Origin of the sequence: Flavobacterium saccharophilum (genome assembly GCF_900142735.1) — a bacterium.
GTDB lineage: Bacteria > Bacteroidota > Bacteroidia > Flavobacteriales > Flavobacteriaceae > Flavobacterium > Flavobacterium saccharophilum.
The window spans coordinates 248,439-269,960 of the sequence record NZ_FRBY01000005.1 but is presented as its reverse complement, the minus strand read 5'-3'; the positions used below and the strand labels follow the sequence as shown (position 1 = coordinate 269,960).

Annotated in this window: 21 protein-coding genes; 10 read left to right on the top strand and 11 right to left on the bottom strand. The window is 33.2% G+C overall.

Features of this window, described 5'->3' with window-relative positions; genetic code table 11:
- Window positions 1-72: 72 nt before the first annotated feature.
- The 5 genes from BUA98_RS16970 to BUA98_RS16950 form a co-directional block, all read right to left on the bottom strand.
- A complete protein-coding gene (locus BUA98_RS16970) occupies window positions 73-345 on the bottom strand; it encodes an HU family DNA-binding protein (protein ID WP_017498096.1) in 273 nt (90 codons plus the stop codon).
- A 180-nt stretch (window positions 346-525) separates the two neighbouring features.
- Entirely contained in the window at window positions 526-1,473 is a 948-nt protein-coding gene (gene fmt, locus BUA98_RS16965) for a methionyl-tRNA formyltransferase (protein WP_072974496.1), read from the bottom strand.
- Entirely contained in the window at window positions 1,473-3,368 is a 1,896-nt protein-coding gene (locus tag BUA98_RS16960) for a RecQ family ATP-dependent DNA helicase (RefSeq protein WP_072974494.1), read from the bottom strand. Before BUA98_RS16960 ends, fmt begins: the two co-directional genes overlap by 1 nt.
- A 65-nt stretch (window positions 3,369-3,433) precedes the next feature.
- Window positions 3,434-3,967 carry an AAA family ATPase gene (locus tag BUA98_RS16955; RefSeq protein ID WP_072974493.1) on the bottom strand — a complete coding sequence of 178 codons (534 nt, stop codon included), beginning with the start codon at window positions 3,965-3,967 and terminating at the stop codon, window positions 3,434-3,436.
- A gap of 511 nt (window positions 3,968-4,478) precedes the next feature.
- Complete coding sequence (locus tag BUA98_RS16950) at window positions 4,479-5,396, bottom strand: alpha/beta hydrolase family protein (protein ID WP_072974491.1); 918 nt, start codon at window positions 5,394-5,396, stop codon at window positions 4,479-4,481.
- A gap of 332 nt (window positions 5,397-5,728) precedes the next feature.
- On the opposite strand from BUA98_RS16950, the gene BUA98_RS16945 reads away from it, so the two are divergent.
- From BUA98_RS16945 to BUA98_RS16930, 4 genes are all read left to right on the top strand, one after another.
- Window positions 5,729-6,025, top strand: coding sequence for a DUF493 family protein (locus BUA98_RS16945; protein WP_042567278.1), 297 nt, complete (start codon window positions 5,729-5,731; stop codon window positions 6,023-6,025).
- Between the two features lie 3 nt (window positions 6,026-6,028).
- On the top strand, window positions 6,029-6,751 hold the full coding sequence (locus tag BUA98_RS16940; protein ID WP_056195845.1) for a DUF4290 domain-containing protein: 723 nt from the start codon (window positions 6,029-6,031) through the stop codon (window positions 6,749-6,751).
- Between the two features lie 202 nt (window positions 6,752-6,953).
- Window positions 6,954-8,267 carry a UDP-N-acetylglucosamine 1-carboxyvinyltransferase gene (murA, locus tag BUA98_RS16935; protein ID WP_072974489.1) on the top strand — a complete coding sequence of 438 codons (1,314 nt, stop codon included), beginning with the start codon at window positions 6,954-6,956 and terminating at the stop codon, window positions 8,265-8,267.
- Window positions 8,268-8,280: 13 nt separating this feature from the next.
- Complete coding sequence (locus BUA98_RS16930) at window positions 8,281-9,156, top strand: cation diffusion facilitator family transporter (protein WP_072974487.1); 876 nt, start codon at window positions 8,281-8,283, stop codon at window positions 9,154-9,156.
- 140 nt (window positions 9,157-9,296) lie between these two features.
- Here the strand turns inward: BUA98_RS16930 and BUA98_RS16925 are convergent, their stop codons facing one another.
- The 3 genes from BUA98_RS16925 to BUA98_RS16915 form a co-directional block, all read right to left on the bottom strand.
- Window positions 9,297-11,786: a DUF5686 and carboxypeptidase regulatory-like domain-containing protein gene (locus BUA98_RS16925; RefSeq protein WP_072974486.1), complete on the bottom strand. Its 2,490-nt coding sequence runs from the start codon at window positions 11,784-11,786 to the stop codon at window positions 9,297-9,299.
- A 157-nt stretch (window positions 11,787-11,943) separates the two neighbouring features.
- Window positions 11,944-12,357: a type II 3-dehydroquinate dehydratase gene (aroQ, locus tag BUA98_RS16920; protein ID WP_072974985.1), complete on the bottom strand. Its 414-nt coding sequence runs from the start codon at window positions 12,355-12,357 to the stop codon at window positions 11,944-11,946.
- Window positions 12,358-12,488: 131 nt separating this feature from the next.
- Window positions 12,489-13,055 carry a porin family protein gene (locus tag BUA98_RS16915; protein ID WP_072974484.1) on the bottom strand — a complete coding sequence of 189 codons (567 nt, stop codon included), beginning with the start codon at window positions 13,053-13,055 and terminating at the stop codon, window positions 12,489-12,491.
- 510 nt (window positions 13,056-13,565) lie between these two features.
- Here BUA98_RS16915 and BUA98_RS16910 point away from each other — a divergent pair.
- The 6 genes from BUA98_RS16910 to BUA98_RS16885 all read left to right on the top strand — a co-directional run bounded on the left by BUA98_RS16910 (window position 13,566) and on the right by BUA98_RS16885 (window position 18,998).
- Entirely contained in the window at window positions 13,566-14,069 is a 504-nt protein-coding gene (locus tag BUA98_RS16910) for a hypothetical protein (protein WP_072974483.1), read from the top strand.
- A 188-nt stretch (window positions 14,070-14,257) separates the two neighbouring features.
- Window positions 14,258-14,833, top strand: coding sequence for a porin family protein (locus tag BUA98_RS16905; protein WP_072974481.1), 576 nt, complete (start codon window positions 14,258-14,260; stop codon window positions 14,831-14,833).
- 182 nt (window positions 14,834-15,015) lie between these two features.
- On the top strand, window positions 15,016-15,579 hold the full coding sequence (locus BUA98_RS16900; RefSeq protein ID WP_072974479.1) for a porin family protein: 564 nt from the start codon (window positions 15,016-15,018) through the stop codon (window positions 15,577-15,579).
- A 174-nt stretch (window positions 15,580-15,753) separates the two neighbouring features.
- A complete protein-coding gene (locus BUA98_RS16895; RefSeq protein ID WP_072974477.1) occupies window positions 15,754-16,335 on the top strand; it encodes a porin family protein in 582 nt (193 codons plus the stop codon).
- A gap of 102 nt (window positions 16,336-16,437) precedes the next feature.
- Window positions 16,438-17,334 carry a site-specific tyrosine recombinase XerD gene (gene xerD / locus BUA98_RS16890; RefSeq protein ID WP_072974475.1) on the top strand — a complete coding sequence of 299 codons (897 nt, stop codon included), beginning with the start codon at window positions 16,438-16,440 and terminating at the stop codon, window positions 17,332-17,334.
- A gap of 143 nt (window positions 17,335-17,477) precedes the next feature.
- The gene (locus tag BUA98_RS16885) at window positions 17,478-18,998 is read left to right on the top strand and encodes a PAS domain-containing sensor histidine kinase (protein ID WP_072974474.1); all 1,521 of its coding nucleotides are present in this window, start codon (window positions 17,478-17,480) and stop codon (window positions 18,996-18,998) included.
- A 75-nt stretch (window positions 18,999-19,073) separates the two neighbouring features.
- On the opposite strand, the gene rny is transcribed toward BUA98_RS16885, so the two are convergent.
- The 3 genes from rny to BUA98_RS16870 all read right to left on the bottom strand — a co-directional run bounded on the left by rny (window position 19,074) and on the right by BUA98_RS16870 (window position 21,435).
- Complete coding sequence (gene rny, locus BUA98_RS16880; RefSeq protein ID WP_072974472.1) at window positions 19,074-20,636, bottom strand: ribonuclease Y; 1,563 nt, start codon at window positions 20,634-20,636, stop codon at window positions 19,074-19,076.
- A 208-nt stretch (window positions 20,637-20,844) separates the two neighbouring features.
- Complete coding sequence (locus BUA98_RS16875) at window positions 20,845-21,138, bottom strand: cell division protein ZapA (protein ID WP_026984116.1); 294 nt, start codon at window positions 21,136-21,138, stop codon at window positions 20,845-20,847.
- Between the two features lie 6 nt (window positions 21,139-21,144).
- Window positions 21,145-21,435, bottom strand: a complete 291-nt coding sequence (locus tag BUA98_RS16870) for a hypothetical protein (protein WP_072974471.1) — start codon at window positions 21,433-21,435, stop codon at window positions 21,145-21,147.
- Window positions 21,436-21,522 lie beyond the last annotated feature (87 nt).

The window sequence follows — 21,522 nt, the reverse complement described above, 5'->3', positions numbered from 1 at the left end:
CGTTAAACCGCACAAAAAAACCCTCCATGAGGAGGGTTTTGATTATATTATAAGTTTAGAGAACTTTCTTACTTAGTTCACTGCACCTTCTAATTCAGCTCCAGCTTTGAATTTTACAACATTCTTAGCAGCGATTTGAATAGTTTTTCCTGTTTGTGGGTTTCTACCATCTCTAGCAGCTCTAGCAGATACTGACCATGATCCAAAACCTACTAATGAAACTCTTCCACCTTTTTTCAAAGTAGCTCCTACGTTTCCTAAAAATGATTCTAAAGCCAATTTTGCCGCAGCTTTTGTAATTCCTGCATCAGCAGCGATAGCATCGATTAATTCTGATTTGTTCATAATAATTAGTTATTAATTGTTGGTTAAAAAAAATTGTTAATACACAAATTTAGTAGGAAATCCGTTCCTTGCAAGTGTTTTCTTTAAATTTAGCAAAAATTGTTAATAACTTAGTTTTTTTGTTCATAAAGACAGCTGTTCATCGATCAAAAACAGGTAGAAACCCCTGTTTTACTGACGTTAATACATCTTTGCAGTATTAGAAAAAGTTATCCCATTTAGCAATTCTGCCACCTGCATTCTCTTTTTTCCGGGTAATTGCAAACTTAATAGCTGTAGAAAACCATTTTGAACGGCAACTTTGATTTCTTTTTTACTGCAGATTAGACTTCCCGCTTCGTAAGAATGTGCTTCTGAAACCAATTTTGCTTCATATATTTTAATCGTTTGTTCGTCTTCTTTATCCTTCAAAAAACACCAGGCTGCTGGATACGGACTCAAACCGCGAATCAGATTATTGATTTCATCACCAGATTTTGTCCAGTCAATTTTACAGTTTTCCTTGTTTAATTTATATGCCGTTTTAATTTCTGCATCATCTTCCTGAATTGTTGTCGTTACATTTCCGTTTTCAATTACTTTTAAAGTATCAATTACAGTAATGCTTCCTAAATTCATTAATCTATCATGTAATTGTCCGGCACTTTCTTCTGGTTCAATTGCGATTTCTGAATTTAAAATCATTGCTCCGGTATCAATTTTATCGTCAATAAAGAAAGTCGTAACACCAGTTTTAGTTTCTCCATTAATAATCGCCCAATTAATTGGTGCGGCTCCACGATAATTAGGTAATAAAGAAGCATGAAGATTGAAGGTTCCTAAACTTGGCATTTCCCAAACTACTTTTGGTAACATTCTAAAAGCGACCACAATTTGCAAATTGGCATTCAAGGCTTTTAATTCTTGTAGAAAAGTTTCGTCTTTTAAATTAGTTGGTTGTAATAATGTAAGGTTGTTCGCCAGTGCGTATTCTTTTACTGCCGAATATTTTATTTTTTGTCCGCGCCCTGCTGGTTTGTCTGCAGCTGTGATAACGCCAACAACTTCGTAATTGTTCTTAATAATGGTATCCAAAATGCCGACAGCAAATTCCGGAGTTCCCATGAATATAATTTTCAATTTTTCCATTATGATTTTAAAGTGTATTTATTATTCGCTAATATGGTAATATGGTTGTTTTCTAGTAATTCCTGAAGTACTGAAACAATATCGTTCGCATCCAATTTTATTTGGGTTTGAATTTCTCTGGAAGTCATAGAAGCTGATTTTAACAAATGCAGAATTTTATCTGCAATAGAATCGGCTTCGGTAATTTTTCCTTTTTGAGTGATACAGTAGGAGCAGACACCACAATTTTCGGTGGTTTCTTCTCCAAAATAATCCAAAACCAATCGATTTTTGCAGGTTTTGTTTTCCTTAATATAATATAGGACAGACATTAATTGTTCCTGCTTTAACTGATTTTGTTTTTCAAGATATTTCGAAACGCGATTTATGGTCAGGTCATCTTCACGAACTTCATTAAATAAGATCGTCGCGTCGTTATTTTTTGATTTGTATTCGATGATTTCCTTTTCTTTCAGTTTTTCCAAAACAGCCGTAACTTGCTCTTCTGTATGATGTGATTTTTTAGCAATCAGCGAAAGATTAAAAGGTGTTTTCATTTCATAAACTCCGGGATAGGTTCTTAAAATTGCCAAAATGATTTCTTCATCATTCGGATTTAAACTCATATACCGAATGACTTCTTTAGATTCAATTAAAAATTGCATGGTAATTTTCTCCGAAAATTCCTGAGACATCGTAATAATTCCCTGCTGATTCAAAAATTGTAATGCATTATAGGTTTTTAGAGTAGGGAAGTCATATTTATTGCAAAAATGATTCAGTTTAAAAGAGAAAGAATCGTCCAAACCTTCGCCGTAAGCAATCTGAAAATAATTGCAAAGCTTCACATACATGGTTTTTAAAAACTTTTTATCCGGCAAAACACTCAAAAATTGCTGTTCTGTCTGATTCGCATCTGAATTATTAAAAAGCAAAACCGAAAAAGCTTTTTCGCCATTTCGTCCCGCTCTTCCGGATTCCTGATAATAGTTTTCCAGATTTTCAGGTAACTGCGTATGAATAACTGTTTTTACATTGTCTTTGTCAATTCCCATTCCAAACGCATTTGTAGCTACAATAACCTGCGCTTGTTCCGACATCCACAATTGCATGTTTTTGTCTTTTTCTTTAGCTGAAAGTCCACCGTGATAATAGGTCGCTTTAAATCCTAACGATTGTAATTGCGTCGACATATTCAGGCACGATTTTCTGTTTCGTACATATATAATAGAAGGCTGTGGGTTTTTCTTTAAAATTTGTTCCGTTCGATACAACTTGTCTTCGATTTCAAAAACCATGTACGCAATATTTTTTCTTTCAAAAGATTGCTGGAAAAGTACTGGATCTTTCAAGCCCAATTGGGTTTTAATATCTTCAATAACTCTAGGGGTTGCCGTAGCAGTCAAAGCCATAAAGGGAATCTTTGGGAAATATTTTTTGAGCTCCGAAATTCTCAAATAAGCCGGACGGAAATCATGACCCCATTGCGAAACACAATGCGCTTCATCAATAGCAATTAAATTGATAGGAAGATTTTTAATGCGTTCTACAATCCAGTCAGATTGTAAACGCTCGGGAGAAAGATACAAAAACTTGTAATTTCCGTATTGGCAATTGTCAAGAAGATCAATGATCTCTTCAGTATGAATTCCGCCGGTAAGGGCAATCGCTTTGATATCTCTTTTTTGCAAATTCGCCACCTGATCTTTCATCAGGGCAATCAATGGCGAAACAACTAAACAAATCCCTTCCTGCATCATTGCCGGAACCTGAAAACAAATGGATTTTCCTCCGCCGGTTGGCAAAAGGGCAAAAGTGTCCTGACCATCCAAAACTGAGTCAATAATCTCCTTTTGCAACGGTCTAAAACTGTCGTGTTTCCAGTATTTTAAAAGAATTTCTTGCGCTTCTGGCATTGGTCTTGTTTTAAAGTTAAAAAATTTAGAAATCAGTTTCTAGTTTTGCAACTTTAACCAAATGCCTAAATTTTATCTAAGATATAAAGAATTCTGTTCTCCACCGTATCTTTAGGCACTTCAATTAAGTCGTAACCGTATTTCTTATAGGTTTCAACAAGGTGCTTCTGGATCTTTAATGCCTGTTCAAAATTTTCGTAACGTTCGGTGTCGCTTTCGTAAATTTCTTCCCAGGGCGGTAAAATAAAGGTTTTAGAATATTTAAAATCTTCGCAGGCTTTAGTGAAATGTTCAGGATATTCATCGCCAATATAATCCATATAAGCGACAACATCCGGAATTCCGCGATCTATAAAAACTACATTTTCAGGTTCATCAAGAGCGTTTTCGAATTGTTTAATTCTGCCTTCCAGTAACATTTCGCTAAACAATAAAGGTTGTTCCAGAAACAATTGTTCAATGCCGCGTTGTTGCGCTTCGAGCGTAACTTGTCTTGAAATTTCAGGGTAACAGCAGTAGCCACGAGCTACCAATTCGTTGATCAGAGTAGATTTTCCCGTTCCCGGGCCACCAATGAGAACTATGATTTCTTTTTGCACTTTCTTAAAATAAAGCGCAAATTTACCTAAACTTATTGGTATTTAAAAAGATTATTTTGCCTGAAGCGAATGATTTCGCAATTTTGGTGACATGTCTCAATGTTTTTGGATTATTTCAAATTCATTTTTTATGATGAATCCTGTAAATATTATGATGCTGGATTAAAATCCAGCCCTACAAAATAAAATGTTCCTCCGGAACCAAAACAAAGAAGAATCGTAGATTCAAAAAATATTGTAGGGCTGGACTTTAGTCCAGTTTAAGCCAAAGGAATGTAGTCCCAGCGGGACATTATGTTTATAGAAAAAATCAGATGGTTGTTTCATAAAACCCCATCGGGGGTGGCCATGTTTGAAATCGATATATCGCTCCGATGGAGCTTTTGAATGGCAACGCGAAAATTAGCTATAAACATTTTGCTCCGCTGGAGCATTTGAAACTGAATAGGTGATCACTTTTGCTGCGAATTTGTGATTTGATTTATCTTGGCTTTCGCCGAATTATTTCAAATCACTCACAAAACAAATACTTCCCAGAATCAGCACCCTTCTTCTTAGAAGGAACAATTAAATGCGATTCAAATTTCTTTCCTTTCAAAACATCATTCACGAAATCTAAAACATATTGTTTTCCTTCATGAAAAAGGTAGCCTGAGAATTCATGTCCGCCACCGCAAAATGTAATCAGTTCAATATCTTTATGTAAATCAATCATATGATTGTAAACAGCATAAGATCCAAAAAGAATTAACCAGCCTGAAGCATTTGTCGGGCAGGAGCGATGTGAGCCCGCAGAATAGGGAACTGTGTCATCATTATTTCCATGTGCCAATAACATTGGCATTGCTTTTTCTTTCGTAATCAAATTGATATCCTGAATGGCTCCGGAACCTCCAATAAATCCTGAATATTTAAAGTTTTCGGGTAAATTGCTTTTATATAGATTCATGAGTTTATAATCCCAAAAAGAAGCATGGAAACCAATTTCGGCACCCGCACTAATTCCGGAAATAAATATTTTTGAAGTATCAAGATTGTATTTATTGGCATTTTCAATCAAAAATGAAGTTGCCTGCCACATATCACTTACGCCAATTTGAATTGCTTTTATTTTTTCGGTCAAAGTTCCTTTGCAGCCAAAATCTTTTCCTTTCATATATAAACTGTACGAAATGCTGGCAACCGCATAACCGTTTTTCGCCATAAACATCCCGAATTCTTTCTCGCTCGTACGTTCTCCGCCAGAAAATCCTCCGCCAAAAGCAAAAATGATTAACGGAATTTTTTCATTTGATTTTTTCTCTGGTAAGTATAAGTCTAAATCCAGTTTGATGGTGTCGTTCTGGAAATAAGTCATTGTTTTAATTTCCTGAGAATTCATCAAGTTGGATATAAGTATGATAAAAAATATAAAGATGTGTTTTTTCATAGAATTCGTTTTTAATCTTGCAAAGTCGCGAAGCCGCAAAGAAAGACTTAAAAATAAAACTTTGCGACTCTGCGACTTTGCGAGAGATTTTTATGGCAAAGTTTTTCAAATATAAAGGTTAGCCACGAATTTCACTAATTTACTCGAATTTTTTGTCGGATAATTTGCTCTTAATTAGCTGAAATTTCGGATTTTTTCAGGTTAATTTAATTCGTGAAAATTCGTGAAATTCGTGGCAAAAAAAACCTCTCTTCTTCATCCTAAAAAATCTAAAATCTAAAATCTAAAATCTGAAATCAAAACCGTATATTTGCGTTTATTTTTAATTACGAATGGAGAACGATAAAGAAAAAAACACCGCCGAATTTTACGAAAGATTAAAGGTAGAACTGGATAACGCAAATACCTGGCCTGCTGAATATTTGTACAAATTCATTGTGCCTTCAGTAGCTGATAATGTTGAGCGAGTTGAAAAAGCTTTTGACAGTATGGGCGCGGTTATCAAAACAACAAAATCTAAAACAGGTAAATTTACCAGTGTTTCTGTAGATGTTACGATGAACAGCTCTGACGATGTGATTGGCAAATACAAAGAAGTATCTACAATAGAAGGTATAGTTTCATTATAACTTATGGTCGAAAAATATAAAAAAGAAGTCGCGAATGACGTTGTTTTTAACTTAGAATACAATTCTGAAAGACAACGTTTACTTATTCCTGAATACGGTCGTCATTTGCAAAAACTGATTGATCAGGCTACTATTATTGAAGATGCTGAAACGCGCAACAAAGCCGCGAAATACATCATTCAGGTAATGGGGAGCTTGAATCCGCATTTGCGTGATGTACCCGATTTTCAACATAAATTATGGGATCAGCTTTTTATCATGTCTGATTTTAAATTAGATGTAGAATCGCCGTACCCAATTCCGTCTCGCGATGTATTGCAGTTAAAACCAGATGTTTTACAATATCCTCAAAACTTTCCAAAATACAGATTTTATGGTAATAATATCAAATATATGATTGATGTTGCCAATAAATGGGAAGATGGCGAAATGAAAAATGCATTGGTATTAGTGATCGCTAATCACATGAAAAAATCATACTTAAGCTGGAACAAAGACACGGTAAAAGATGATGTGATTTTTGAGCATTTGTTTGAATTGTCAGGAGGGAAAATCAATTTGTTGCAAAGTACAGAAGAGCTTTTAAACACAACTGATTTATTGCGTACTAATAAACGTATGTCAAACAAAATTACGCCACCGGGACAACCAAAAATTCAAAGCAATAAAAACAATAAAGGCCCGGGAAAGCCAAAACCTTTTCAGAAAAACAATAATCAGAAATAAAAAAGGGACTAAGGCACTAAGTGATTAAGATTCTAAGGTTTTTTTAAACTCAGAATGGCGCACTAACAGTAACTTACAAGCTTTTAAAATAACAATCATAAAAATAAATAAAGTTGCTAAGCAGCTAACTTACTAAGATCTTAATCTCAAAAGAAACCTTAGAACCTTAGAACCTTAGTATCTCAGAACCTAAAAAAGAAATATGGGAGTATTTAAAATCGAAGGAGGAATTCCTTTAAAAGGAGAAATCACTCCGCAAGGAGCAAAAAATGAGGCATTACAAATTTTATGTGCCGTGCTTCTAACGGGGGATAAAGTAAGAATTAATAATATTCCCGATATTATTGACATCAATAAATTAATCACTTTGCTGGGTAATTTAGGAGTGAAAATTCAACGCAATGAACCGGGCTCGATTACGTTTCAGGCCGATGAGGTTAATGTTGGATATTTAGAAACCGAAGCTTTCAAAAAAGAAGGTGGAGCGCTTCGTGGTTCTATTATGATTGTTGGACCGCTTTTGGCTCGTTTCGGAAAAGGATATATTCCAAAACCGGGTGGAGATAAAATTGGTCGTCGTAGATTAGATACACACTTTGAAGGTTTTATTAACCTTGGAGCAAAATTTAGATACAACAGAGAAGATCACTTTTATGGTGTAGAGTCTCCAGCAGAAGGTTTGAAAGGAACAGATATGCTACTTGATGAAGCATCTGTAACTGGAACTGCAAACATTGTAATGGCTGCTGTTTTAGCAAAAGGACAAACTACAGTTTACAACGCTGCATGTGAGCCTTACCTACAACAATTGTGTAAAATGTTGAACTCTATGGGAGCTAAAATCACCGGAGTGGGTTCAAACTTATTGACTATTGAAGGTGTTGAAACCCTTGGCGGTTGTGAGCACAGAATTTTGCCTGATATGATCGAAATCGGTTCATGGATTGGTCTTGCGGCTATGACAAAAAGCGAAATCACAATCAAAAATGTAAGCTGGGAAAATTTAGGTTTGATTCCGAATACATTCAGAAAATTAGGTATTACAATCGAAAAACGTAACGACGATATTTATATTCCAGCTCACAAAGATGGATACGAAGTAAAAACAGATATTGACGGTTCTATTCTGACAATTGCCGATGCACCATGGCCAGGATTTACACCTGACTTATTGAGTATTGTTTTAGTTGTAGCAACACAAGCAAAAGGAGATGTTTTAATTCACCAAAAAATGTTCGAAAGCCGTTTGTTTTTCGTTGATAAATTAATCGATATGGGAGCAAAAATTATGTTATGCGACCCGCACAGAGCAGTGGTTATGGGACATAATTTCGAATCTCAATTAAAAGCAACAACAATGTCATCTCCGGATATTCGTGCGGGAATCTCATTATTAATTGCGGCTCTTTCAGCAAAAGGAACAAGTACAATTCAAAATATCGAACAAATTGACCGTGGATACGAGCGTATCGACGAGCGTTTAAGAGCTATTGGAGCAAAAATCGTGAGAGCGTAAATAAATTCTCATAATGACAGATGAACAAAAAGCTGTAAAAGCTACTATATTTAGTATAGTTGGAAACACCTGCTTAGCCTTGATAAAAGGCCTGGCAGGTTTTTTTGGCAATTCATACGCCTTAATTGCAGACGCAATAGAATCAACTGCGGATATATTTTCGTCTTTTTTGGTTTTATTTGGAATCAAGTATTCTAACAAACCGCCAGATGAAAATCATCCTTATGGACATGGTCGTGCAGAACCTTTAATTACCTTTTTGGTAGTTGGTTTTTTAATTACTTCGGCAACGATTATTGGGTACGAAAGTATTTCTAATATTCAGACTTCTCATGATTTACCAAAATCCTGGACATTATATGTTTTGGGGGCCATTATTATGTGGAAAGAATACTCCTTCCGTTTAGTAATGAAACGAAGTAAAGAAACCAATAGTTCTGCTCTTGCAGCTGATGCCTGGCACCATCGCAGTGATGCAATTACTTCGATAGCGGCGTTTATCGGAATTTCGTTTGCCCTTATAATGGGAAAAGGTTATGAATCAGCAGATGATTGGGCGGCACTTTTTGCTGCTTTTTTTATCTTATACAATAGTTATAAAATTTTCAGACCAGCACTGGGCGAAATCATGGACGAAAATCTAAATGATGATTTGGTTGAGGAAATTCGTGTTGAAGCCTTAACAGTTAAAGGTATTTTAGGTACTGAAAAATGTTTTATCCGAAAAGCCGGAATGAAATACCATGTTGATCTTCACGCAATTGTATCGGCACAAATTTCAGTAAAAGAAGGGCATGACTTGTCACACAAACTGCAAGACACTTTAAAAGAAAAAATACCTCAATTGGGAAATGTTCTGATTCATATTGAACCCGATGATTATCACTGAGAAGAGTTTCTAAGATACTAAGATTCTAAGTTGCTAAGGTTTTCTTGAAATGTAAAAATGAAAATCCGGTTATTCTTTTTTAAGAGTAAACGGATTTTTTTTAGATATAGTTTGTCAGAAGTGACAAAAATGCGCTACATCTAATCCAAGACATTTAAAATTTTCAACCCAAACACAACCCCGTTTTGTTGTATTCCGCCTTGATAAGAATGTACATAATCAACTCTAAACAATTTAAATTTCCCAAAACCTAAATTGTCTAAACCAACTGTAAACTCAGAATACGGTTTTCTATCTGGAATTGCCAGTGAATGAAATCCAATATTCATTGTCGATTTTAACAGATTTAATAACGGAATTTTATTCATAAAAAAACCGGTGTCGTTATATTCTGAATGTATTTCAAGGCAACTATCGTTTGTACTGTTGGCATAATACGGCATCATATTGAAAACATTTAAATAGCGATCGCTGGTTCCAATATGCGTTTGATTTCCGTTAAAATGTCTGTAGTCGATAAAAGAAATGTTTTCAGCATTAAAGAACTTTCCGGCTTTGAAATTCATTCCCAAAAGCCCTTTGTTTCCTAAGGATAAATCATATTGCACTGCAGCACCAATTCTTTCAAATTCGTATTTTTTCTCACTGGCGGCAAAGGCTTTTTCGAAAATTAAAAATACTGTTGGATATTTTTCATCTTTGATATTATATCTACCATCAGGTCTTGAAATATATTTGTTTCCAAAGTTAATTCTGGCAGTCAAAGCAGTTTTAAACAAATGATGCTGATCAAAAGCAGGAGTTGTAAAGTCGTCCGGAGCTAATGGATTGTTAGAGGAATAAATATCATCTTTTTTAAAGAAAGAATAGTCAGTTGTATTAAAAAGAGGTTTTCGTTGTTCGTACGCCACTTTAGCATTCAAATTAATTCCGTTTGCAACATCCTGAGCATAGTTGATTTGGGCAAATTCTAAATTATACAATTTCATATAATTATCTTTAAAAAATAAAGAGCTTATAGAATTGACAAACTTAGTGATAGGCTCAGCACCATTGAACTGAGCTGTTTTTGTTCCTCCGGAGACCCAAATTGTAGCGTAATTGAGATTGTTGAATCGATGGGTAAAATCTCCTGTAACACGGAGACGGTCATCTGAAAATCCGTAATTAAAAGTGGTATTTATAGAAGTATTTTTTCCTTTCTCTTCATTCCATTTTCGAAAGGCGAAGCCAGAGTCCAGGTTAAAACCTTGTACGGTATTAAAACTTAAAGACGAAAGGTTTAGCAGACCTTTGTATTCAAAAGAATGTTTCTTAAAGGTATTCTTGTATTCATAACCCATTATGACATCAAATACTTTAAACTTATTGTTTTTAGCATCAATTGAATCTGTATATTTTTGGGATTTTTTAATGGTTTGTAAACTGTCTTTTTTAGTGTAATCGTTACTTTCCTCAAGAGTCAAAGGAATTGGTCGGATTTCATTCCAAAAAGCGTCGTCTTTTTTATTGGCGTTCGCTTCAAAGGCTACAATTTCATTTCCAAAAGTTTTCTTTTCAAAAGAAGCAGGAAACTCATAATTCGAATAAACATAATTAAATTTCCCTGAGAATTTAACTCCAAAAGCACCTGCGTTGAAAGAAAGTGTCTGTGCATTTTTAGACCAGATTTTGTTCTTCGAATTGTAACTAAAACTCTGTTTTAAAGTCATAATCTCAGTAAATTCATTTTTCATTCGGTAACCTTTGATATCTAAATCGATAGCATAAATCGCAAAACTATCGTCGACAATATAGATATAGCCTTCAAAAACCGGTTCTTTATCCCGTTTTGGTGTTACTTTGATCTTATTAATTTGCTGATTATTATCATCGAAGAAAGTTCCTTCTAATTTGTATTTGTAATAGCTGAAAGCATTATCTGCAATAGGAGAGATAAGTTTAACATCAAAGTCTAAGGTGTTGTCGTAAAAATCATAAGTTGATAAAGAAGCTGTATTATAGCTGTAACCTTTATTGTTTCCGGAGATTTTAGAAGCAATGATTTTCTCTTTTAGTTTGCCGGGTTTTTCAAAAGAAATCTTTGAAATGGTTTCTGATAAATATAAAATTCCTGTTCCGGTTGAGTCTAAATTTGACGCCATTTCGTCGCCAATATCTACCTTCAAGCCCATGATTTTCTTTGGAAGATCTTTTATTTTAAACATTCCCTTTGAATAAAAATCAGCGGTATAACGTGCTGTTTTTTCAGAATTGTCTTTTTTGTTTGCAATTGCACTTCTTATGATTGCATTTGCAGGATTGTTTTTAGGATCAATAACAACTTCATTCAATGCAAAGCTTTCTTCCTGCATTATGATGTTTAAAGTAACCGTTTTTGAATCTGCAGAAACAGTTGATTTTTGAGTTTTAAAACCCAAATATTGAAAGGTAATTTTGTTTTTACCAACTTCTTTTACGTTCAGTTGGTAATTTCCCTGCTCGTTTGAAGTTGTGCTCGTATAAGTGTTTTCTTCAAGAACAGATACAAAAGGCAAAGGATTTCCTTTTTCATCTGTTATAGTTCCTTTGATTTGAGCAAAGTTGGAAATCGAAAAAAATAAAAAGGCAAATAAAGTATAGTTTCTCATGAAAGTTTTTTCTCTCACAAAAATAGAATAACTTAAAAACGAGCTTATTAATAATTTGTTAAATTGTTTGTCAGGCTGACCGGAGTCGAAGCCCTCTCATTTATATTAGCCTTCGACTTCGCTCAGGATGACATTCGTTTACAAAAATGATACTTATTTACAAAAAGGACTGAATCGCTAATTCGTAACTTTTTAAGCCAAAACCTAAAATAACACCTTTTGCATTCCCGGATAAATAGGATTGATGTCTGAAACTTTCCCGTGCATAAGTATTCGAAATATGCACTTCGATTACCGGAGTTGTAATGGCTTTCATAGCGTCGCCTAAACCTATAGAAGTATGGGTATAAGCACCCGCATTTAAAATGATTCCATCAAAAGTAAAACCCACTTCCTGAATTTTTCCAATCAACTCGCCTTCAATATTACTTTGATAATAAGTAAGTTCAATGTCCTGGAATTTTTGTTTCAACGTTTCAAAATAATCTTCAAAAGTTTGACTTCCGTAAACTTCAGGTTCTCTTTTTCCTAAAAGATTTAAATTAGGTCCGTTGATAATACAGATTTTCATAAGTAGTTTAAGTTTTATTAAGTGATTTGAATTCATTTGACATCTTACAGAAAACATTTCACAAGAATGTAAAAATAAAAAAACCGTTCCAATTAATAGAACGGTTTTTATAAAACTATGTGATATTCTTTTTAGAACATGAATCCTGCAGAAAGTTGAACTACTGAGTTTCTAATATCAGCATTAGGAGAAACATCCGTTAATCCTAAACTGTAACGTCCTTGCACAAATATACTTTCGGTGATTTTTAATCCTAAACCTGCGTTAAGAGCAAAGTCAAAAGTATTGGCATCTTCGATATTTACATCATTTTTTTGACTTAATAAAAATGAAGCTTGTGGTCCAACTTCTAAACTTAATGATTTTGTCATGTAGATTTTTGCCATTACAGGAATAGATAAATAGGCTAATTCATTTTTGAAATCTTCCTGAGCATCGGCAAATTTGTAAGTCGCTCCTTGAGTAGAATATAAAAGCTCTGGTTGAATCGCGAATTTTTCTAATAATTTTACTTCTGCAACTACACCAACATGATAGCTGGTAATTCCATCTTTATCAAATGCTACACCATTTAATGTTGCATCTCCAGGCTGGCTTGCAAAGTTAACCCCTGCTTTTACTCCAAGTTTTAATAATTGGGCTTGTATTGTAGCTGATGTTGCAAGGAACAGTACAGCTGCTAAAATTATCTTTTTCATAAAATTGTTTTTAAAAATTGGTATTTTTTTAATGTTATATATAGACCAAAACTACAGAATTATGATTTTATTGTTTTGTGTTTTACATTAAATAATTAATAAAATTCGCATAATTTTTCAAAATACCGGGATAATGAGCTCTTTTTAAGATTGTTATTCTTAGGTATTAGAAATTAGTTAAAATTTTATTTAATAAGAAATAGATGTCTTTTTTTTTAAAATTAATTTAAGATTTCTATATAACATTTTTAGTGTTAAATTTCCGTCAGTAAGCGCAAAATGATAAAACAACAACTTTTTTTGAGTTACGATAATTAAGCATTTTTGTGTTTTTTTTTCGATGCTAAAAGTTGTTATTTGGTCTTTTTCTGTCTTATTAACTCCTCTAAGCTGTTGTCTATATCGTAAGATTTTAGCTCTAATTACTGCTTTATTTATTAAAATACAAGTAATTTTTTAATAAGTATATTTTTATATTTGATCGTTTAATTATAACCAAAAAAATAAAAAATGAAAAAGATTATTTTATCTGTAATTGCAATTATGGCGTTTGGATTTGCAAATGCTCAGGATGGACATTTTAAAGTTGGCGTAAATGTTGGTCTGCCAGTAGGGAATTCTGCAGATGTTTTTTCTATGAATTTAGGTGCAGATGTTGCCTATCTCTGGAATGTAGCGGATCGATTTACTGCGGGAGTAACTACAGGCTATACAATGTATGTTGGTAAAGATTATATTGGCTATATGGGGAATTTTGCCTATGAGATGACGACTACTAATCAGGATTTTGTTCCTGTTGCAGGAACTGCTCAATATTCAGTTACAGACAATTTATTTTTTGGTGCAGATTTAGGATATGCTATTAATACTCATGGAGGTGCAGATGGAGGATTTTTATATCAACCAAAATTTGGTTATCAAAATAATAAAATCGAATTGTTTGTTTCATACAAGGGAATTGCTAGTGATGCAACTATTTCTTCACTAAACTTAGGATTTAACTATAAATTTTAAATGTATTAAAAAGCTTATAACGTTTAAAACCTTCCATTTGGAAGGTTTTTTTATTTAACGGTGATTTCATTTCTCGTATATAGGGTGATTTTTATTATAATTACATTATTATAAAAAAAACAAATTATTTTTTATTAAGTATATTTTTATATTTGGGCTATTAATTTTAACCCAAAATCAAATAAAAAATGAAAAGAATTTTTTTAGTTGCGATTGCAGTAATGGCATTTGGATTTACGAATGCTCAACAAACAAGGTTTGGAATAAAAGGTGGTCTTAACATAACAACATATTCCGGAGGAGATTACTGGGATGCTAATTCGTTAGTAGGTTTTCAGGTGGGAGGTTTCGCTGAGATTAAAGTTATTGAAAGATTAGCGATTCAACCAGAGGTTTTATTTTCTATGCAAGGTGCTAATCTTGATACTCCTTTTGGGGATTATGATGAGAAATTAAATTATATAAATATTCCTGTTTTGGCTAAATTTTATATAACAAAGCAATTTACAGTTGAGGGTGGTCCACAACTAGGATTTTTAGTATCTGCGAAAGCTGAAGGCGAAGATATTAAAGATGATTTTAAATCAGTGGATACAGGTTTTAATTTTGGTGCTGGTTATAATTTTACTGATAATGTTTCTGTGAATCTTCGTTATACTGTTGGTTTATCTAATGTTCTTGATTATGAAGTTGATGATGCAGATGAATATTTTGATAGTCCAAAAAACAGCGTTTTAGCTTTGACTTTGGGATATAAATTCTAAAGATACAATTAGAATATATTTTTAAAACCTTCCTAATCCAGGAAGGTTTTTTTATACAGTATTTTATTTTTTGCATTTATGTTTTTTATGATAGTTGCATTATTATTAAAAAAACAAATATTTTTTTTAATAAGTATATTTTTATATTTGACCTATAAATTTAACCCGGAATCAAATAAAAAATGAAAAGAATTTTTATAGTTGCTATTGCAATAATGGCATTTGGATTTACAAATGCTCAACAAACAAGGTTTGGAATAAAAGGAGGTCTGAATATTACAAAATATGGAGGTGGAGGTTATTGGGATGCTAATTCTTTAGTAGGTTTTCAGGTTGGAGGTTTTGCTGAGATAAAAATTATTGAAAGATTAGCTATCCAGCCGGAAATTTTATTTTCTGCACAAGGCGCTACTTTGAGTCCTCCTTTTGGAGATTATGATGAGAGATTAAACTATATAAATGTTCCTGTTTTGGCTAAATTTTATATTACAAAACAATTTACAGTAGAAGGTGGACCGCAATTAGGGTTTTTAGTATCCGCTGAGCAAGAGGGACATGATGCGAAAGGTGATTTTAAATCAGTAGACACTGGATTCAATTTTGGAGCAGGTTATAATTTTACAGATGATCTTTCTGTAAATTTTCGTTATACAATTGGTTTGTCAGATATACTTGATTACGAATTTGGTACTGCAGGTAGTCCAAAAAACAGAGTTTTGGCATTGACTATGGGATATAAATTCTAAGATTCTGCCAAAAGATATTTTTTAAAACCTTCCTGATCCGGGAAGGTTTTTTTATTGGTTATTTCATTTTGGTCTATAGTTTGTTTTTTATGATAACAAATTATTTTTTAATTTAGTAAGTATATTTTTATATTTGATTAATTAATTTAACCTCACAAAAAAAAATCAATTATAATGAAGAAAATTATTTTATCTTCTCTTGCAGTTATGGTATTTAGTCTTGCATATGCTCAAAGAACAGGGAGTAGATTTGGGATTAAAGGAGGTGTTAATTTTCCAAATAGCTCTGGTGATTTCCATGAAAATGAAACTTTAATAGGGTATCAGGCTGGTATTTTTTCGGAAATTAAAACAGATGAAAAATTTGGTATTCAACCTGAACTTTTATACTCAACTCACGGAGTGAAAAATAAATTTATAAAGGATGGTATAGCGTACGATAATGATATTAGATTGGCCTATTTGAATTTGCCTATTTTGGCTAAATATTTTGTTATTCAGGGATTAAGTGTTCAGGCAGGTCCGCAAATTGGTTTTTTAATGCATGCTGAAGAAAATGGTATAAATATTACGGATCATGTTAAAACTGTCGATTTTGGTCTGGCTTTTGGTATTGGGTATGATTTTCTGGAGGATTGTTCTGTAGATCTCCGTTATAACTTAGGTTTGTCAAATGCCGTGGATTTTCATGTTGCAGATGATAATTATAAAATTAAAAACAGCGTATTTTCTTTAGCTGTGGGATATAAATTATAAATTGAATATTTAATGATTGTAAAAGCTTTCTTCTTTGGAAAAGGTTTTTTTTTATCTCTTTGTATGAGATATTTTTATGTCTAAAATGTTTACTTTGTAATCATGAAGTGGAACAGCTATATAAAAGATTATCAGTCGTATTTGCGAATTGAAAGAGGTATGTCTAAAAACACTATCGAAAATTATAGCTTTGATATTGAACGGCTTTGTCTTTTTTTAGAAATAAATAAAATGGAGGTTTCCCCATTAAAAATTACCGATGAAACAATTCAGCAATTTATCTATCATGTTTCTAAGGAATTGAATCCGCGTTCTCAGGCTCGTATTATTTCAGGGTTAAAAAGTTTTTTTAATTATTTGGTTTTTGAAGATTATAGAACTGATAATCCATTAGAATTAATTGAAACTCCAAAGACAGGCCGTAAATTACCAGATACTTTAGCGGTTCAGGAAATTGATGCTCTTATAGCAGCGATTGATTTAAGCTCAAATGAAGGCGAACGAAACCGTGCTATGCTCGAAACTTTATACGGGTGTGGACTTCGGGTTTCAGAACTTGTTTCTCTCAAAATTTCTGATTTGTTCTTTGACGAAGGTTTCATAAAAATTACCGGAAAAGGAAATAAAGAACGATTTGTGCCAATTGGAAAGTTAACACAGAAATACATTCAAATTTATCAGAATGAAATTAGAGGCAATCTAACTATTAAAAAAGGCTGTGAAGATACTTTGTTTTTGAATCGGAGAGGAAATCAGTTAACCCGCGCAATGATTTTTACGATCATTAAAGATTTGGCCGTAAAAATTGGCCTTAAAAAAAATATTAGTCCTCATACACTTCGCCATTCTTTTGCAACTCACCTCTTAGAGAATGGAGCCGATCTCAGATCAATTCAATTAATGCTTGGTCACGAATCAATTACAACTACTGAAATTTATGTGCATTTGGACAGAAGTTTTTTAAAAGAAGTAATGCATTCTTTTCATCCAAGAAAGTAACTTTTTTTTCAAGAGGCTCTGTTTTTATCTCAAAAATTAATATATTGTATGATAAATTCTATTAAATGCAGATAAAATCGACGAACTGCATTTTTTTGGTTTAAAGGTGATTTTAATCATTCAATTTACATAAAAGGTACTATATGGTTTTTGATTTATATGGAAATGATGATTGCTTAGAGATTAATAATTTTTATAAAAAATTATTAGCTGAAATGCCTGATTTGCTTTTTCAGTTTATAATAGACAGGGATAATAATTATACTTTTCCGCTTGTCAGCAAATCCGCTGATGATATTTTCGAAATTTCTTCGGCAGAGTTTACAAATGATATTAAGCTTCTTATATACAACAGAATTTTTCCTGCTGACAGAGAACTTTTTTTTCAGTCTTTAGTAAAAGCACGCAGGGAGGTGAAGCCTTGGGAAATAGAATTCAGGGCTATTTTACCAAAGAAAGGTTTGCGCTGGTTTAAAATCTCCTCAAAAACAGAAAAGTCTATTGTTGATAGTGTTAGCTTTTTTGGGCACGTTTCTGATATTACTGAACTTAAAGATAAAGAAGAAAAATTACGTATTTCTGAAGAACGATTTCAATTTGCACTAGACGCTTCTACTGTTGGTGTCTGGGATTGGGATATGGTCACGAATAGTGTTTTTTATTCTTCATTGTCTCTTAAAATTCTGGAATTAGAATCAACAGACATCTTTGACGATCCGGAACGTTGGGATAAAATTGTACATCCGGATGATCTTCCAAAATATTATTCTGATATTCAGGAGCATTTTGATAATAAAATACCCTATTACGAAAACTACCATCGTGTAATGACTTCAAGTGGTAATTATAAATGGATTCTCGATCGTGGAAAGGTGATTAAACGCGATGAAAACGGAAAACCATTGCGTGTGTTAGGAACACACACCGATGTTTCTTTACAGAAAGAAAAAGAATTGGAGATTATAAAAACGATGAAATTATACAGTGACCAGAACAGTCGTTTGCTGAATTTTTCGCATATCGTTTCGCATAACCTAAATACTCAGGCCGGAAATATTAAATCAATTTTAGATTTTATTGATGCCGATGTTGATAAACAAACGGTTAGTGAAATGTTGGTACATTTAAGAACCGTTTCTAATGATTTGAATGATACGATCTCAAATTTGACACAAATCGTAAAAACGCAGAGTAATATTAACATTGCCGTCGTTCCTTTAAAACTTTGCGAGTACATTGAAAAAACAATCACTACGATACGAGGATATGACAAACAGAAGAATGTCACTATAGTCAATAATGTGCCCAATTATTTAACGATTAATTTTAACCCGGCTTATCTGGAAAGTGTTTTGTTGAATTTTACAACGAATGCTATAAAATACGCTCATCCGGATCGGGATCCAATTGTTGTTTTTGATTTTGCAATTGAACCTGAAGGTCAAAAATCATTAAAAATTACGGACAATGGTTTGGGGATCGATTTAGCTGTTCATGGTGATTTATTATTTGGAATGTATAAAACCTTTCATAAACACGAAGAAGCACGCGGAATTGGCTTGTATATTACCAGGAATCAAATAGAAGCGATGAAAGGAACTATTTCGGTTGAAAGTGAAGTAGGAGTAGGAACAAGTTTTAAAATTATATTTAGCGATCTATAAGAGCTAAAATTAGTGTAAAACAACAAAGGCTATCTTGAAAAAGATAGCCTTTGTTGTTTTTATAAAGAATGGAGATTACTTCGCAATATTAACTGCTCTGGTTTCTCTAATAACTGTTACTTTAACCTGACCTGGATAAGTCATTTCTGTTTGGATTTTTTGTGAAATCTCGAAAGATAAGTTTGCTGCATTATCATCAGAAACTTTTTCGCTTTCTACAATTACACGAAGTTCTCTACCAGCCTGAATTGCGTAGGCATTTTTTACACCTGTAAATCCGTAAGCTACTTCTTCAAGATCTTTCAAACGTTGGATATAAGAATCTAAAACCTGACGTCTTGCACCTGGTCTTGCTCCTGAAATAGCATCACAAACCTGAATAATCGGAGACAATAATGATTTCATTTCGATCTCATCGTGGTGGGCTCCAATAGCGTTACAAACTTCTTCTTTCTCACCATATTTTTCTGCCCATTGCATACCTAATAAAGCGTGTGGTAAATCACTTTCAGTATCCGGCACTTTACCAATATCGTGAAGTAAACCAGCTCTTTTAGCTAATTTTACATTTAAGCCTAGTTCGGCTGCCATGATACCACAAAGTTTAGAAACTTCTCTTGAGTGTTGTAATAAGTTTTGTCCGTAAGAAGAACGGTATTTCATTCTACCTACAACTTTAATCAATTCAGGGTGTAATCCGTGAATTCCTAAGTCGATTACTGTACGTTTACCAACTTCAATAATTTCATCGTCAATTTGTTTCGCTGTTTTAGCAACAACTTCCTCAATTCTTGCCGGGTGAATACGTCCGTCAGTTACTAATTTGTGCAATGACAAACGGGCAATTTCTCTACGAACAGGATCAAAACAAGAAAGAATAATAGCTTCCGGTGTATCATCAACAATGATTTCTACTCCCGTTGCAGCTTCAAGAGCTCTAATGTTACGTCCTTCACGACCAATAATTCTACCTTTTACATCATCAGATTCAATATTGAAAACAGAAACGCAATTTTCTACCGCTTCTTCTGTTCCAACTCTTTGAATGGTGTTGATGATAATCTTTTTAGCTTCTTGCTGCGCAGTAAGTTTTGCCTCTTCAATGGTATCCTGAATATGAGACATAGCTTTACTCTTAGCTTCGGCTTTTAAACCTTCTACTAACTGTTCTTTTGCTTCCTCAGCAGAAAGCCCTGAAATCACTTCTAATTGCTGTAATTGGCTTTTGTGTAATTTGTCAACTTCTGCTTGTTTTTTATCTAAAACTTCAATTTTGTTGTTATATTCTGCTGTTTTAGCTTCAAAATCATCGTTTACTTTCTTAGCTTTAGAAAGTTCATTTGACACTTGAGATTCTTTATCACGAACTCTTTTTTCTACTTCAGCAACTTTTTTGTCTCTTGCTAAAATAACTTGTTCGTGTTCTGATTTTAATTCGATAAAACGTTCTTTGGCCTGAAGGATTTTATCTTTTTTAATATTTTCTGCTTCTAAATTAGCATCTTTTAAAATGGAAGCTGCTTCTTTTTTTGCGTTTTTTATGAGGTTAGAAATATTACTTTTTTCGATAATCTTAGCTATTCCAAAACCTGCTGCAATACCTATTATACCTGAAATAATGATCGTTATGATGTCCATGTTTGTTTAAATTTATATATAAAAAAAGCCTACATTAATTGCTTGAATAAACTCGTAAAGACAAGTTTTGAGCTAACTCACTGTTCAAGTTTCCAAGCCGAAGCATGGCATACTATAGTAGCGACGATTTGCTCATTCTAAATTGTTAGTGTTGAGTTTACCAATTGTGAACTAATGTAGGCAGTATCTTAGTTTCTGTAAAGAACGTTTAATTTTCGAGATATTGATCTAATAGCGAATTTAATCTTTTAATTCTTTCGATGGTTTCTTCGCCATCAATCGCGTTGTCAATTTGTTTTTGTTCAACCTGTGATGCAAATTGAAGTGCACACATAGCCAATACATCTTGTTTGTCACGAACCGCGTAACTTTCTTCGAATTGCTTAATCATAGCATCAATTTTTTTAGAAGCACTTCTAAGTCCTTCTTCCTGAACAGGTTCAACCGTTAATGGGTAAACTCTGTCTGCAATTGATATTTTAATTCTAAGCTTTCCGTCCATGTTTTTCTAATCTGATAATTGCGCTATACAGTAATCAATTTCGCGAATTAATGAATTTATTTTAAGCTTTGTCTCTCTCTTGTTATTGTCGCTGCCGAGCAACGAATTGGCTATTTTAAGTGTATCATATTGCTTTTTCAAAGCCTCCATTTCTTCAGATTGTTTCTGGATGATTTGCGCAGCTTTGGCTAATTGTAATCGTAATTCCTGATTGTTATTCTCCAGGCCTTTTGATTTTTCAAAAAGCTTTTCGACTTTATATTCAAGAGTATCAATTATTTCTGCAATTACACTCATTATAAATCCTATTCATTACTTAATCATACAAAGTTAGTATTCCTTTTTATTAATGCAATTTTTTATCGATTTTTTTGCATTAAAAAT